18 protein-coding genes are annotated in these 15,886 nt (G+C 40.3%); 12 read left to right on the forward strand and 6 right to left on the reverse strand.

Features of this window, described 5'->3' with window-relative positions:
* Positions 1–18 precede the first annotated feature (18 nt).
* Complete coding sequence (locus K2F45_RS02185) at positions 19–876, forward strand: hypothetical protein (protein WP_075990797.1); 858 nt, start codon at positions 19–21, stop codon at positions 874–876.
* A gap of 120 nt (positions 877–996) precedes the next feature.
* Here K2F45_RS02185 and K2F45_RS02190 read toward each other — a convergent pair whose 3' ends face one another.
* From K2F45_RS02190 to K2F45_RS02215, 6 genes are all read right to left on the reverse strand, one after another.
* Positions 997–2,394, reverse strand: coding sequence for an MBL fold metallo-hydrolase (locus K2F45_RS02190; RefSeq protein WP_075990798.1), 1,398 nt, complete (start codon positions 2,392–2,394; stop codon positions 997–999).
* An 11-nt stretch (positions 2,395–2,405) separates the two neighbouring features.
* Positions 2,406–3,221: a sulfite exporter TauE/SafE family protein gene (locus K2F45_RS02195; protein ID WP_075990799.1), complete on the reverse strand. Its 816-nt coding sequence runs from the start codon at positions 3,219–3,221 to the stop codon at positions 2,406–2,408.
* 74 nt (positions 3,222–3,295) lie between these two features.
* A complete protein-coding gene (locus K2F45_RS02200) occupies positions 3,296–3,709 on the reverse strand; it encodes a DUF6691 family protein (RefSeq protein ID WP_075990800.1) in 414 nt (137 codons plus the stop codon).
* A complete protein-coding gene (locus tag K2F45_RS02205) occupies positions 3,710–4,270 on the reverse strand; it encodes a YeeE/YedE family protein (RefSeq protein WP_237241944.1) in 561 nt (186 codons plus the stop codon).
* Between the two features lie 83 nt (positions 4,271–4,353).
* Positions 4,354–4,794 carry a hypothetical protein gene (locus K2F45_RS02210; RefSeq protein ID WP_083663466.1) on the reverse strand — a complete coding sequence of 147 codons (441 nt, stop codon included), beginning with the start codon at positions 4,792–4,794 and terminating at the stop codon, positions 4,354–4,356.
* A complete protein-coding gene (locus K2F45_RS02215; RefSeq protein WP_075990801.1) occupies positions 4,784–6,187 on the reverse strand; it encodes a WG repeat-containing protein in 1,404 nt (467 codons plus the stop codon). Before K2F45_RS02215 ends, K2F45_RS02210 begins: the two co-directional genes overlap by 11 nt.
* A 404-nt stretch (positions 6,188–6,591) precedes the next feature.
* Here K2F45_RS02215 and K2F45_RS02220 point away from each other — a divergent pair, with 404 nt between their 5' ends.
* From K2F45_RS02220 to K2F45_RS02270, 11 genes are all read left to right on the forward strand, one after another.
* Complete coding sequence (locus K2F45_RS02220) at positions 6,592–7,272, forward strand: response regulator transcription factor (RefSeq protein WP_075990802.1); 681 nt, start codon at positions 6,592–6,594, stop codon at positions 7,270–7,272.
* A complete protein-coding gene (locus K2F45_RS02225) occupies positions 7,262–8,644 on the forward strand; it encodes a sensor histidine kinase (RefSeq protein ID WP_075990803.1) in 1,383 nt (460 codons plus the stop codon). Before K2F45_RS02220 ends, K2F45_RS02225 begins: the two co-directional genes overlap by 11 nt.
* A 157-nt stretch (positions 8,645–8,801) precedes the next feature.
* Positions 8,802–9,992: a porin gene (locus tag K2F45_RS02230; protein WP_083663467.1), complete on the forward strand. Its 1,191-nt coding sequence runs from the start codon at positions 8,802–8,804 to the stop codon at positions 9,990–9,992.
* 37 nt (positions 9,993–10,029) lie between these two features.
* Positions 10,030–10,332, forward strand: a complete 303-nt coding sequence (gene ureA, locus K2F45_RS02235; RefSeq protein ID WP_046674789.1) for an urease subunit gamma — start codon at positions 10,030–10,032, stop codon at positions 10,330–10,332.
* A 15-nt stretch (positions 10,333–10,347) separates the two neighbouring features.
* Positions 10,348–10,719, forward strand: a complete 372-nt coding sequence (ureB, locus tag K2F45_RS02240; RefSeq protein ID WP_075990804.1) for an urease subunit beta — start codon at positions 10,348–10,350, stop codon at positions 10,717–10,719.
* A 2-nt stretch (positions 10,720–10,721) separates the two neighbouring features.
* On the forward strand, positions 10,722–12,572 hold the full coding sequence (ureC, locus tag K2F45_RS02245) for an urease subunit alpha (RefSeq protein ID WP_075990805.1): 1,851 nt from the start codon (positions 10,722–10,724) through the stop codon (positions 12,570–12,572).
* 10 nt (positions 12,573–12,582) lie between these two features.
* Positions 12,583–13,077: an urease accessory protein UreE gene (locus tag K2F45_RS02250; RefSeq protein WP_075990806.1), complete on the forward strand. Its 495-nt coding sequence runs from the start codon at positions 12,583–12,585 to the stop codon at positions 13,075–13,077.
* A 23-nt stretch (positions 13,078–13,100) separates the two neighbouring features.
* Positions 13,101–13,787 carry an urease accessory protein UreF gene (locus K2F45_RS02255; protein ID WP_075990807.1) on the forward strand — a complete coding sequence of 229 codons (687 nt, stop codon included), beginning with the start codon at positions 13,101–13,103 and terminating at the stop codon, positions 13,785–13,787.
* Between the two features lie 18 nt (positions 13,788–13,805).
* Positions 13,806–14,426 carry an urease accessory protein UreG gene (ureG, locus tag K2F45_RS02260; RefSeq protein WP_075990808.1) on the forward strand — a complete coding sequence of 207 codons (621 nt, stop codon included), beginning with the start codon at positions 13,806–13,808 and terminating at the stop codon, positions 14,424–14,426.
* Positions 14,427–14,438: 12 nt separating this feature from the next.
* Positions 14,439–15,380 carry an urease accessory protein UreD gene (locus tag K2F45_RS02265; protein WP_075990809.1) on the forward strand — a complete coding sequence of 314 codons (942 nt, stop codon included), beginning with the start codon at positions 14,439–14,441 and terminating at the stop codon, positions 15,378–15,380.
* Positions 15,373–15,855: an urease accessory protein UreE gene (locus K2F45_RS02270; protein ID WP_083663468.1), complete on the forward strand. Its 483-nt coding sequence runs from the start codon at positions 15,373–15,375 to the stop codon at positions 15,853–15,855. The genes K2F45_RS02265 and K2F45_RS02270 overlap by 8 nt, the downstream gene beginning before the upstream one ends.
* Positions 15,856–15,886: the final 31 nt, after the last annotated feature.

Consider the following 15,886-nt stretch of genomic DNA (forward strand, 5'->3'; position numbering starts at 1 on the left):
ATCAATTTTACTGTTTTTATGGAAAATCTATATTATAAGCCCTCGGGAAAGGCTCCTGCTTTGGCATTAATTGGCTCTCTTGTGCTAGGTACAGTGGGTGCCGTTGTCCTGGCAATTGTTTACATCGCTTTGCAGTGGTTTATTCCTATTATTTATTTTAATGTATTTATTACATTGGGATTTGGTGCTGGAATATTCTATGTTCTTAACTTCTGTTTCAAACAATGGAAATTAAGAAATAGGGGCATTGCAATATTGATTACTTTGCTGATTGCAATTTTAGGTTTTTATGCCCAGTGGGCTCTTTTTGTGTCGCTGATGTACAATGCGGAGGGGACAATGGGCGGAGATACCTGGGTAAAATCGTCTTTTAATCTAGAGGGATTCAAGGCATTTTTCTTACACCCTTCATTTATTTGGGAAGCGATGCAGGGTTTAAATGAAGTCGGCACTTTTACCTTGAAAAAGAGTCCGGTTTCGGGCGGTATGTTGTGGGCCGTGTGGGCCATTGAAATGGGTATTATTCTGATTACCCCAATTATTATGGCATTCCGGGGTATTACTATTTATCCTTTTTCTGAAAAAGACGAAACATGGATGAATAAACGGACATTACCCGGAAGGTTAAAATTCGTGGCGGATAAAGATGCTGTAGTAAGCTCCTTGGGTAATCATGATTTTGCCTATGTGTATGACCATCTTTCGGATGAAGAAGAGCATTTCTCTTTTGCCACTGCCGAAGTATATGAATCTGAAACGGACGACCATCAGTACCTGACCATCTATAATCACCAATTTACGGAAAAGAAAGGCAAGTTGGAAGAGAAGAAGGACGAGGTTATCGAATTTCTGCGGATCAATAGAAATAGTCTATAAACGCATACTGACGAGTTGAATTGCTCTTTATTGTATGTAATGGCAGCTAAAGTTCGATCGTATAGCTTGGTTCTTTAAAAAAAGATCCCAGGATAAATATCCCGGGATCTTTTTTACATGTTATTGTACCAATGTTCCACCCTTTAATTTCCATTCATTGATGGAAGGACTATAAATTTTGACGTCCTTAATACCGTTTTTCGCCAATATGGATGCCGCTATGGTTGCGCGGTCTCCAGACTGACAATGCAGGTACAGCTGTTTACTTCGATCAATTTGGTTAAGATTGTCTGCAATTGTACCAACAAAGATATGAGTCGCATGCGGTAAATGGCCCTCTGAAAACTCAGCGGCATTACGCACATCAAGTATTTGGATGTCGGATTTGCCCAATACACTATTCATCTCTTCGAAACCGATGAGTTGCTGATGCTCCAATGGAATCCCCAAATGAGGAATCGTATCAGACGTAATATATCCAGCGACATGATCCAATCCAATGCGCATAAGCTTGCGGGCAATGTCGTCCAATTGGCTTTCCTCTACAATGAGTATAAAAGGATCCGTGTAATTAAGTATCCAACCAGCCCAGGTATTAAACGTTTTGTTATTCTGAATATTGATGCTATTGGGGAGATATCCTTTGGCAAACTCAAACTTATGGCGTGTATCAATGACAGTTGTTCCTTTGTGGTATAAACTCAGAAAAGCTTCGTTCGTTAACTTGTTATACTGAGGAACTGCTGTTTGCAAAGGCCGTGCTATTTTGTTGAGTTTTTTCATCATGGCAAAATAGCGTGGCGGTTCAGGCTGTCCTGATAATAGCTCTTCCACGAAGGCTGTTTCGTTCTTTTGGTATTGAAGCGCCCAGTTTCGTATTTTTTCATAACCAACTGTTGAACTCGGAACGGCGCCTAGGGCCTTTCCACACGCGGATCCGGCCCCATGTGCGGGCCATACTTGAATATGATCAGGTAGAGCCAAGAAATGTTGCAACGATCGGTACATTTGGTGGGCTCCAATTTCCTTGGTTCCGATCATTCCCGCCGCATTTTCTAACAGATCTGGGCGTCCGATATCTCCAACAAATACAAAATCACCTGTAAATATCATGACTGGCTCCATGGTTGCAGGCGTATCAATCAATATAAAACTGATACTCTCGGGCGTATGTCCAGGGGTATGGATAACTTGGAAAATCAGATTTCCAACTTGAAATTGATCTCCATGTTTTAATCCAATATGTGGAAATTCATATTGCCAATCTTCTCCACCTTCATCGGAAAGATAAGGTTGGGCGCCTGTCAATGCGGCTAATTCTAGCGTACCTGAAAGGTAGTCGGCATGTATATGCGTTTCCGCAATATGGGTTATGGTCAGATTATTCTTTTGTGCAATCTCAAGATAGCTGTCTACATCTCTTTTAGGGTCAATGACTAGCGCTACACCCTTGGCTTGACAACCAATGATATAACTCGAATGTGCTAAAGATGACTCAAAAATGTGTTGAAAAAACATAACGTGTGATTTTAATAATTTACAAATTGAATGAATTCGAAAGCAAAGATTAGTATGCCGATACTAATTAAAAAGTACCCAAAAATACCTTTCAATTTTGCCGCATCTAATTTGTCTTTCCATTTGGAACCAATTTGGAGGCCTATTAAAGTGATTAACGTAAAGGTAACCAATATAAACCAATTCATATGTTCCAGGAACTGATAATTCGCGATCAAACCGAATGAGGCGTTTAAACCGATGATAAACAACGAAGTTGCAATGGCCTGCTTAAGTGGAATTCCTAAGAGTAATACGAGGGCCGGCACAATGATAAAGCCTCCTCCTGCCCCCACCAGGCCGGTCATGATACCGACGAGCAATCCGACGAGGACAACGTTGAAAATCTGGCCAATTCCACCCCTGAATCGATCGTGCTGAACCTGTTTACGTCTTCGTACCATTGCTGTCGCAGAAATCAAAATCACAATCGAGAAAAGCAGCATGATGATATGGTTTCTGGAGATTGCTATTTCGCCCAGGTGGAATGACTCTGGTATGGCTACAAGGAGATAACGCTTGGTCAAATAGACCGAAATTAGCGATGGAAAGAGAAAAATGGCCGTAGTTTTCAGGTCAATTTCTCTTTTTTTCAACGGAGAAATTGATCCGACCAAGGCTAATATTCCTATAGAAAACAACGAATAGTCCAATGCATATTGAGGTTCTATATGAAAAATATAAACAAATATTGGCAATGTTAGAATGCTTCCGCCACTACCCATCAAACCCATTGACAGGCCGACCAGAACAGCTAATATAAAACCAGCTATAAATATTAATTCCATTTTCTCTTTCTAAAATTTTAACCCGTGGTACAGGCGTCAGATTGCGCGTATCGGTATAAAGTAGTTTGTTAAAACTAATGCGGCAACTTATTGCGCAAGACACCATAAAGCCAAGTACCCAACAAAGCGAAAAGCAAGACGATCCCTATAGTCCAATAACCAGCACCGATTAGGGCAAACATTGGTCCCGGACAAGCGCCTGTCAATGCCCAGCCTAAGCCAAAGATTGTTCCCCCGAGCAGGTATCGTGTAATACTTTTGTCTTTATCATGGAATGCTATTTGCATCCCGTTACTATCTTTGATTTGCTTTCTCTTGATGATTTGTACGATTATAATTGCTGTGGTCAGTGCTGTACCGATAATCCCATACATATGAAAGGAACGAAATTGAAACATTTCGTAGATTCTATACCATGATGCGGCTTCTGATTTGTATAAGATGATTCCAAACAATATACCGATGAAAATAAATTTTAGTGCTTTCATTTATGCGAAAATTAGCGGGAATAAAAAATGAACCATGATGATCCCACCTAGGAAGAAACCTATAACGGCGATCAAAGAAGGAAGCTGAAAATTGCTAAGTCCAGAAATAGCATGGCCAGATGAACATCCACCAGCATAGCGGGTTCCAAACCCAATCAATAGACCGCCAATACTTAAAAGTAGAAACTGAAACAAAGATCCGTCGAAAATGAAAATGGATTCAGGAAGGTAGCCTTGTAGATGGTCGATAATACCCAGCTCTTTTAAGTCGGCAACACTTTTGGAATTAATCTGGCTTGCAGTGCCGTCGCTCAGAAAATGATGTGCAATAAAACCGCCAATAGCTGTCCCGAGTACCATCAATAAATTCCATGACTGGGTCTTCCAATCAAATCTGAAAAAAGAGGAAGTTTTTCCGGCCCCCAATACAGTACACATGGTGCGCAGATTATTGGACATGCCAAAATCCTTTCCCTGTTTGAGCAGCAGGTACATGACCAGTGCAATTAAAGGTCCTGAAATATACCAGGGCCATGGTTGTTTGATGTATTCCAATAGCATAACATTGTTCTTAAGTGATGTTACAAAGGTACATACTGCCTTTGCAAAAGCCTGTAACAAATGTTACCGAAGGAAGAAAGAATTTATAGGTCGTAATATTCGATGTCGGCGTCCTTTAGGGCTTCCGTTAGCAGGGGAAGATCATCTTCCTTTTGAAATAATTTGTTGCGCCAGGTACGGAAGGCTGGCCCTTTGTTTTGGTTGATAATGATCAGGTTGCCGCCGGAACGTTTGAGATTCCTGATATGAGAAATATTATTCAAAGGGAAAACGATTGTTTTTTTAGCGTTGCTTATCTGAAGTGTATTTTCATCCAAGACCCAAGTCGATGACAAAGTCGAAGACTTTATGGCCAGATACAGTGCTAAAGGAATCATTAAAAGAGCAATAATAATCTTGAGAATTTCCTGTATGGGAACTTTAGACATTCCCATTCCGATCAAAAAGATTGAAATCAGCAAGATTAACATGTATTTTCCACGATGCAATGTCGACAAGTGGAACGTCTGTGGATTACTCTTCATATTTCTTGATAAACTTCCCTTTTGCGTCAATATAGTAAAAATTCTCTAGATCCTCCGTTACAAGCGCCAGCCCGTTTTCAAAAGCTTGGGCATTTTGTAATTTAAATGGAACAACGACTTTTCCTGTGTAATCAATGTACCCATATTTATTGTCATTAAATGCCAGTAGAAGTCTTTCACCCGCAAAAGATAGAAACTCATAATCCGTTTTAAGTTGATTATGCCCCGTTTTATTAATAAGCTGGTAAGATTGGTTGACTAGAATTAACGCGAGATTATCGCGATAATCCGAAATGGTTTCATATTTGGCAGGAAGTAAAACAGCGCCTTTTTGATCCATGATACCCGTATGTTCTCCTTCCGTAAAAAGTGCATATTCTGGGCTAGGAACTGAAATAAAGTCATATTTGGGCTGCAGCAATATTTTACCGTTTGTATCCAACAGTCCATACTTAAGATCTCTCATATAAACTACTGGACCGCCTTCGGTTTCTAAACTGAGCGATTCATATTGACATGGAATAACTTCTTTGCCGTGTATGTCTATTAAGCCAAACATTTGTGCTGCATCATTTACGATGGCATAGTCTCCTACATAGCTATATATTGCCGTATACTTTGCTGGTGTTAATTTGTTTCCTAAGCTGTCCTGTACACCAAAATATGCTGTATTGGAATCTTGATACCAAGATAGCTGATCGTTTAGCGTGGAATCTATAGCTTCCTCAATAGGTTCACCTTCTTCATAATCCGCTGGAATTTCAAAGAGTGATTTGTCGAATGTTATTTCTTCCACATTGGTCGCTTGAATTCCGAGCCCGGCCGATCCGATATAGAGCGCTGCCCCGGGCACTTTTTCGAGATAATCGTAAGTGCCCCAGTATAACTTTGGCAATTTTGGTGCATACCAAACGGTAATTTCCGTTTGTGGATCTTGGCTACCTGTTAGATTGAATGTTGCTTTTTCGCAGGTGATTCCTGCAATTATCTTCTTTTGATCGGGAACTAAGCTGATCTCAAAATCTCCCGAATAGGCATAATTATCACCCTCGTTTACGGCAGTCTCAATGAGTTTGCCGGTGGCCAGCTCTGTTGCAGTATAGGTTTTATTTATTTCATCCAGTAGAAAAGAGCTGCCTTCGTGGATATTGCTGATCTGTATCGATTTTCCGAATAATAAACTTTCAATTCGCATCTGGTCTTTGGTGATGAAGGCCTGCATTAATGCTTCATTATTTCCAGCCAATATTTTGATGAATTCTGAAGATGCAGTATCGGTTCCCGTTTCAGGATCAGCAAATTGATATGAAATTTTATATAGCTTTTGCTGGGCGTGTCCTTGTCCGATAAGGAGAAAAAACGCCAGCTGTAAACAAAGGATAAATTGTTTCATTGTGTGATTTTAAGCTGCAAAAATATTGAAATTCGATTGATTTTTGAAATAATCTTTCGTTGTTTGTGGAAATTCTTTCAAAAATAGATATTATTGTATTTGGTTGTTTAAAACCGATTTTTGGTCTGTACTTAGGGTTCAGGTGCTAGCGTCTTATTTTTTGAGTAAAGATCTTGCGTTGTGGACTATTTTTATGCCAAGTGAAATAAATGGTTGTAAGGGCGGCGGTTAAGATAGCGGTCTTGCGGGAGTGTATGTGTTTTTTACTTGTTTTATAGGTTATTATCATATAATCGTCAAGAAAAAGCGAAAATAATTAAGGAATGTAGCTTTTTGGAAAAAGGTGAAATGTTAATTTTGTATTTTACAAACCTCGAATTTTTTACTGTTTAAAAAAGATACCTGTGGAACTATTACTAATAGAGGATGAACCATCCGTCATATCATTGATCGAAAGAGGCTTAAAAGAAGAAGGCTATCATATTAGTATTGCTATGGATGGTTATACTGGTCTAAAAATGGCGGGATTGAACCGTTATGACTTGATCCTATTGGATGTGATGTTGCCTGGTATGAATGGCTTAGATGTCTGTAAAAACATTCGGATGTCTAACAACGAAGTCCCAATTATTATCTTAACAGCTTTAAATCAAACAGAGGACATTGTTGAGGCCTTTGACAGGGATGCGGATGATTACTTGACGAAGCCGTTCCGTTTAGAGGAATTAAAGGCTCGAATCAGTCGCTACAGCCGCAAATCCAAAACAGTTACCGAGCAGAAAAATATATTGGTATTTGACGATCTTCAATTGGATAGAGACAGTAAGTCGGTTCAACGTGCCAATTCTCCTATTATTCTCACGGCTACTGAATTTCGTTTACTTGAATTTTTAATGCTCAACCGAAATAAGGTATTGAGCCGGATCGATATCCTGGAAGAAGTATGGGGTATGGATGTTGACTTAAGTACTAATGTTGTTGATGTGTATGTAAACTACTTGCGGAAAAAGATCGATAAACAATTTTCACGTAAACTTATCCATACAGTGATCGGTATGGGCTATGTAATCCGTCATGAAAATTAGGACCAAAATAGTTCTCCTATTTTCTATCATCAGCACCCTGCTGCTTGTTGTTTTTGCCATTTATGTGTCTTATTTTACGTACGACAGTCTACAGACCAAATTTTTTCATCGGTTAGAAGAGAACGCCGTGATTGTCGGAGATCATATCGTTCATCAGAAGGATGAAAACAGGGCACTCTATATTCAGGTAAAACGTAAATACCTGAAACAATTATCTGAAGGAACAGACCATCTCATTCGTGTAGTTAAGGGAAGTGATCGAATTCAATTGAGGCCTGAGCTGCCCATGCCACAAACATTCTATGCCGATGTAATTCGTCATGGAAAGGGAAGATACATGCATGGTAAGACTGCCTTTGTAGCGGTATTCTTTCAGGATCATCTTCACCAGGAAAATTTGATTGTTGTATCGGAAGGGATTGATGATTACGGTCATGATGAGCAGCGTCAATTGGATCGTACCCTGATCACAGGTGGGATTTTGGCGATTTTTTTAATCGTACTGATGTCTTTTTATTTTGCTGACCGATTATTGAAACCCATTAAGGATATCAACAATGATTTAGACAAAGTTGATATCGCACATTTAGACCATCGCCTGTTTAGTAAATTTAGCAATAGCAAAGATGAATTGGGTGTTTTGATTGCGAACTTAAATTCAATGCTTAGCCGATTGGATATTTCGGTTCAGTCGCAACAGAGTTTTATCGGAAATGCCTCTCATTCGCTAAAGACCCCGCTTACAATTATCGGGGGAGAAGCCGAATTGGCACAACAGCTCCTGTCTAAAGAGCATGAAGCTTATTATTCACTGGAGACGATCGCGAAATATGCGGATAAAATGGAGTTGATTATCAACAATCTTTTGCAACTATCTCGCATGGGCTTCAAGGGGGAAGTGGACAATAAAGAAATTATTCGAATTGACGAATTACTCTATGAAATTTATAAAGCGGAAAAAAGTATTCATAAGGACCTCAAGCTTTCTTTTGATCTAACAGAAATTCCAGAAGATAGTGATGAGCTTACGGTTTTGGCTAACCCGGATCTGTTTTTTATTGCCTTTAGCAATATTATTTCAAATGCATTTAAATACGGCAATGGACTGCAGGTTGGCGTAGCCATAAGTAGCGATAGCAAAAATATTACGATAAAAGTGTTTGACCAAGGGATAGGTATTCCTAAAAAAGACCAGCCACATATTTTTACCTCTTTTTACCGCGCTTCTAATGTCGGTGATATCTATGGCAATGGTTTGGGGCTTGTTTTAGCCAAAAATATCTTTGACCTTCATGGTGCTGAATTGTTCCTCAATTCAACGGAAGGTCAAGGCACTCTGGTCGTTGTTACAATCCCAAAAACTCCTTTCTAATTTCATTTTAATCTCATCCTTATTCCATTTTTAGGTGGCTGTGATATACTTGTACCAGAGATAAGTATAACTCATGGATCTATCTTGTTGTTTCGAATCGGATTATGTTTTGAAACCGCGGGATTGCTTCGTTACCATAAAGGAACAAAATATAAGGATGAAAAAAACACTTTCACTTTTTACAACACTGGGGATTAGTATAGCATCATTGCATGCGCAGGAGCAGATCCAAACGGACTCTGTTCAGGCGCAAAGAAGCAGCTTGTTACTGAAAGAACCCGCGCGAGCAAAATCATTTCAATTGGATGTCCTGTTAAGAGCAGGTCTGCAAACGGACAATGGGGAGGGGGAGTCTCAAGCAAAAGCAAACCTTGATGATGCCCGTATTTTGATGAGCGGGGAATACAATGATAGACTGTCGTATAAAGTGCGTTTTCGCTTGAATAGGTCATTTGCTCCAACGAGTCAGGATAATGGCTCGCGTGCATTGGACATGGCATTGATCAAGTACAAGTTTGGAAAGGATCTCAAATGGTCCGTTACGGCCGGTAAGCAAAGTGCGATGGTCGGGAGTTATGAATTTGAAAATAACCCAATTTACGAATATAAGTTCACAGACTATGTCGACCGTATACTGAATCTCTTTGTTGTCGGTGGAATGTTATCTTATGAAGTCAACCCGAATCATTCGTTACATGCCCAAGTTTACAACACGACCAATGATAGTTTTATGGAGCTTCATGCAAAAAATGGTTTTGCTGTAGGTGATTTGGAACGCTCTAGTGTACCAATGGGCGCCTATTTCACTTGGGTGGGTGCATTTATGGATAAGCGTTTTAATACGAAATGGTCTTACAACATCGCTCAGTTTGCAAAGGGACATACTAATCATGCCGTTTCATTAGCGAATAAATTCAAAACAGCAAAACAGATGCTATATCTTGATTTACAGTACTCTTATCTTGCTGTCGATCATGCGATGATTGCATCTTCGGCGATCAACGAATTTTATGGTAGAACTGGCGAGAACCGTGTATTGGCCAAAGATGTGAACTACAGCTCTGCCATATTGCGCTATGATCAATTTTTGAGTAAAAAATGGGAGGTGGCTTTGAAAGGTGGGTATGAGATCGCGGGATCGAGAGATGATAACCAACTCGGTAAGAATTTTCGCCAAAACTGGACCTATTTTGCGGCTTTGCAACATAAGCCGTTTCACAACCAGGATCTTCGGTTTTATTTAGGTTACGTTGGTAACACCGTAAACTATAAGGGCTATATGGATATGGCCGAGAGTCAGTACAACCGCTTAGCCTTTGGGGCATATTTTACCATTCCAGTTTTATAATAATTCCTTTAACAAATTAACAAATAATTATTTTTTTATGCGTTTAACACCGAGAGAAACAGAAAAGCTGTTGTTGCATTTGGCCGGCGAATTGGCGGCTAAGCGATTGAAACGCGGGGTAAAATTAAATTATCCAGAGTGTATCGCTTACATCAGTGCCCAGATTATGGAGGAGGCTAGGGACGGAAGGTCTGTGGCGGACTTAATGTCTTATGGTACTACCTTATTGAAAAGGAGCCAAGTCATGGAAGGAGTCCCCGAGATGATCCATGATGTACAGATCGAAGTTACTTTTCCGGACGGAACTAAATTGGTGACTGTCCATGATCCTATTCGTTAATAAATATTGAATGATATGATTCCAGGAGAATACATTTTAAAAAAAGAGGAAATCAAAGCTAATGTTGGGCACAGAACCACAAGCATTGTTGTGAAAAATGAAGGTGATCGACCGATTCAGGTAGGTTCACACTATCATTTCTTTGAAGCGAACAAGTTGCTTTCCTTCGACAGGGAGAAAGCGTTTGGGATGCGCTTGAATATTCCAGCCAGTACCGCTGTTCGTTTTGAACCAGGGGAACAAAAATCAGTTGTTCTGGTTGAATTTGGCGGAAGTAAGGAAATCCACGGTTTTAATGGATTGACAAATGGGAAGTATACAGATCAATCGGTGAAGACCAAAGCCATTGATAAAATGAAAAAATTGAAATTCAGACAATCTAAATAAATATGGGAGGATGGAATAGACGCGAATGGATTAAAGTTGTAGGGCTCACTACTTTGGGTACTACTGTTGGTCTACATGCGCTTGGTTTAGATAAACTAGGTTTAGATAAATCATCTGTAAAATATGTTGATGGGGAACTTTATATCCCGAGAGACAAATATGCGGCTCTTTTTGGACCGACCACTGGAGATAAGGTTCGTCTGGCAGATACAGAGCTTTTTATTGAAATTGAAAAAGATTTCAATGTTTATGGAGAAGAGAACAAATTTGGTGGCGGTAAAACTATTCGCGATGGTATGGGGCAATCGGCTCGTGCCTTGCGTGATGAGGGGGTGTTGGATTTTTGCATCACTAATGTCATTATCATTGACCACTGGGGTATTGTAAAAGGCGATATCGGTATTAAGGATGGTAAAATTGTAGGTATTGGTAAAGCTGGAAACCCAGATGTACAGGATGGTGTAACCGAGGGCATGATCATCGGTGCTTCTACGGAAGTGCATGGGGGAGCGGGCTATATCCTAACTGCAGGCGGTATTGATACGCATATTCACTTTATCTCGCCGCAACAGATTGAAACAGCGCTATATTCTGGTGTAACTACTTTTATTGGTGGCGGTGCGGGACCAGCAGATGGAACACTGGCAACGACAGTGACCTCAGGAAAGTGGTATATCGAGCGTATGTTTGAAGCTTTTGAAAACCTTCCTATCAATGTTGGTTTTTTCGGAAAAGGTAACGTGTCGACCACTAAACCTATCGAAGAACAAATTGAAGCTGGTGCACTGGGCGTGAAAATCCATGAAGATTGGGGAGCGACTCCGGCAACAATTGATGCGGCATTGAAAGTTGCTGATAAATACGATGTACAAGTTGCGATCCATACCGACACACTGAATGAGGCCGGTTTCTTGGAAGATACTGTTGCTGCGATAGATGGTCGTGTAATCCATACTTTTCACACGGAAGGAGCCGGAGGTGGACACGCTCCGGATATTATTAAGATCGCCATGTATCCCAATATCCTCCCTGCATCTACCAATCCAACAAAACCTTTTACGGTAAATACTGCTGAAGAACACTTGGACATGCTGATGGTCTGCCATCACTTGGATAAAAATGTGAAAGAAGATGTGGCATTTGCTGATTCACGTATCCGTCCACAGACAATCGCTGCCGAGGATATTTTGCAAGACATGGGCGTATTTTCAATTATGAGTTCGGATAGCCAAGCGATGGGGCGTGTCGGAGAGGTCATTTCCCGTACATTCCAAACGGCCCATAAGATGAAAATCCAACGCGGCCCTTTAGCTGAAGATCAAGGCAAAGAAAATGATAACTTCCGTGTCAAACGTTACGTGTCTAAATTTACAATCAACCCTGCTAAAGCACATGGTATTGACCAATATATTGGTTCGATTGAAAAAGGAAAGTATGCAGATTTGATCCTTTGGAAACCAGAATTATTTGGTGTAAAACCCGAGTTGATCATCAAAGGCGGTATGATTTTGGGCGCTAAAATGGGGGATGCCAATGCGTCAATTCCGACACCACAACCAATCATTTATAGGCCAATGTTTGGGAATTATGGTAAAGCGGTTTCAAAACTATGCTTCAATTTCGTTTCGAAAATTTCTTTGGAGAACGGAAATATTCAAAAATTGAATTTGTCGCGTAAATGTCTGCCTGTGGAGGGATGTCGTACGGTGATGAAAAAAGATATGGTCCATAATCATGCAACACCAAATATCGTCGTTAATCCAGAAACCTATGAAGTAACAGTCGATGGTGTGTTGGCGACCTGTGAACCATTGAAGGAACTTCCAATGGCCCAACGGTACTTCTTATTCTAATTGGTTATTTATGTTGTTAGCAAGAGACATTAAGGGGAATATTTGGGCCGATAGCACAGATCAGAACAGTGTTGAACTTGATTTTTTGGAACTCGAATGGTTTGATACGGAAAGACGTATTATCCGAGGGTTCACTGTTGAAGGCCGAGAAATAGGCTTTAAAAATTTAGGAACGGAATCCTTGTTTGACGGTGATATTTTGTTCGAAACAAAGGAACTGCGCATTGTTGTTCGAATATTACCCTGTCCTTGCCTTGTCGTACGTCCTAAAAACCGCTTGGATATGGCTCGGATATGTCTCGAAATTGGCAACAAACATATCCCTGTTTTCATCAACGCTGCACATGAAATTATTGCAGCCTATGAAAATCCCCTTTGGGAAACCTTAGAAAGGGCGGGTTTTACACCGACGAAAGAACTACGGGTGATTGAAAGAACCCATACGTTACGCATACATCAGTATGCCGTAGTCCAGCACAAAATTACCTTGGCCAATGGGCTCTAATACTTAATTAATAACGATTACATATGAATCCATTGTTGACATTAATGCAGATTAACGACTCTGTATTTCCGATTGGAGGCTTCACACATTCCTATGGCTTGGAAACTTATATCAATAAAGATATTGTACATGATGCTAAAACTGCAAAAGAATATGCCCAAACTTTATTGGAGCATAGTTTCTATTACAACGATGCCGCTTTTTTTCATAAAGCTTGGCAATTATGTGAATCAAGGGCAACCAGGAAAAAGATCGCTGAACTGGATGCATTGATAACCGCTTTCAAAGCTCCTTATGAGATTCGGGATGCCAGTAAGAAATTGGGAATACGGTTTTTAAAATTGACAGAAAAGTTAAAACCGGTCAAGCGTTGTTCGGCTTATCTAAAGGCGATAAATGCGCAAGAACTGCATGGTCACTATGCGATGGCATTTGCCATGTTTGCCCATGCGCAGGAAATTAGTTATGCAGACGCACTGAGTGCTTTTTATTATAATTCTTTGAATGGTATTATGACGAATTGTGCCAAACTGGTTCCAATTAGCCAAATGGATGCACAGCAGATTTTGTTTAAACTACAGCCCTTGATTAATAAATTGGTCGGATTACAGCCCGAACTGGATGATGATCTGGTCGGAAATTGTTGTATCGCTCAGGATATTCGATGCATGCAACATGAAAAATTATACACGAGAATTTACATTTCGTAAAAATAACTGAAATAAAAGATGTCTAAGAGAAATTACGTGAAAATTGGTGTTGCTGGTCCTGTAGGCTCTGGCAAGACGGCACTTATTGAACGGTTGACACGTTCGATGTCGGCAGATTATAGTATCTGTGTTGTAACAAATGATATTTATACGCGTGAGGACGCTATGTATCTACAACAGAATTCGGCCCTGCCCGCTGAACGTATTATTGGTGTTGAAACTGGAGGCTGTCCGCATACGGCAATCCGTGAAGATGCTTCGATGAATATTGAAGCTGTAGAAGAATTAGCGAATCGTTTTGCGGATGTGGAACTGATTTTTGTTGAAAGTGGAGGTGATAACCTGACGGCGACTTTTAGTCCGGATCTAGCCGATTTGACCATATTTGTTCTCGATGTTGCTGAAGGCGAGAAAATGCCACGTAAGGGTGGGCCAGGTATTACGCGCTCGGATTTGTTGTTGATCAATAAAATAGACCTTGCCCCTTATGTAAATGCCGACTTGGAAGTTATGCGCCAGGATACAATCCGCATGCGCGGTGAAAGACCATTTATTTTTACAAACTTAATGACTTTAGAAGGTTTAGAAGATGTGAAATCATGGATCAAAAAGTATGCTTTGTTGGAGCCCGTAGGTTAAAATTTATCGTATATGGATAGCAAAATCGTATTAAATGTTGCCAAAGAGGACGGCAGAAGTAGATTGAAGGAGAGTTATCATAATGCACCTTATAAACTAACGCATTATGGCGCGGCAGGATTGACCAATCATTTGGAAATGATCATCATGAGTGCATCGCCTGGTATTATGGATACGGATTATTTGCACATTGATGTTCATGTGAAAAAAGATGCACAATTGAAACTTTTTACACAGTCCTTCAATAAGCTTCATCCTATGAAAACCGGCGCAAGACAACATACGGACGTGCATGTGGGTGCCGGTGGCTTGTTTCATTACATTCCACATCCGGTAACGCCGTTTAAGGATTCTATTTTTAAGGCAAGCAATCATATTCACTTGGCTGACGATGCAGTTTTGATGTGGGGTGACATTATTAGTGTTGGAAGAATTCACATGAAAGAAGCATTTGAGTTTGATAGTCTCCATACGCAAACCAAGATTTTTAGACAAGGTAAACTATCCTTTATTGACAATCAGCTTTTGCGCCCCAAAAGTCAACCGATACAGAAGATGTTATTTTTTGAGGGATATACCCATCAGGCAACTTTTGTGTTCTCGGCTCTTTTTGCGCAAGAATTAAAATATGAATTGGATGAAATCTTAACTGTTGAATACAATGATATCTCTTATGGCTTTACGCAGGCTTCAAAAGATGTGGTTATCCTACGTGCTTTGGGTACTGATGGAGAGTTGCTTTACGACTTTTTACATATGTTGGGGCAATTGTGTTGGGATTTTACACAACATAAGCTTTCTGAAAGGAAGGAAGATACAGTCGTTGAAGCGATAACGGAAGATGAGAAATCGAAGGCGGGGGAAATTACCGTCATTGAACACAGAAAACCTCTTCGAAAAGGTAAGCGGGAGTTGGTGGATGCTGTAGTGGTGGAAGGAACTAACTATGCATAAGGGGAGCCAGCATGACGAGATATGGATTGATGTTATCCCTGATTTTGACAAATTGAAGCTGGGCCGCGATTCAGATATTTTGGATCTTTCCTATTATGAAGTAAATAAGCGCGTTATCCAGCGGAAAACAAGAAAGGGTAATCTGGTGCGCATACAGCGTGATGATGGCAGCGCACTGCGTTCAGGACAGTGTATTTATCATTGTGGTGATTTATTCATCCAGGTCAACATTTTACCTTGTCTTTGTGTATTGTTGGATAGTCAGAATCTATCTGTTGTGGGCGAGTTCTGCTTCGACGTGGGCAATCGACATTTGCCGGTTTATCTCAAAGCAGATGGGCGATTTGCTGTTTCTTATGATGGACGTCTCTATCAGGCGCTAAAAGAAAAATATAAAGGCTTTATCACATTGGAAAATACGATTTTAGAACCTGATGAACAGATTACCTACATTCGTAGACCTATCCTCGAATGATGGAATGCTGGTATTAGCGAAAAATTGCGCA

Source organism: Sphingobacterium siyangense (assembly GCF_023277505.1).
GTDB lineage: Bacteria > Bacteroidota > Bacteroidia > Sphingobacteriales > Sphingobacteriaceae > Sphingobacterium > Sphingobacterium siyangense.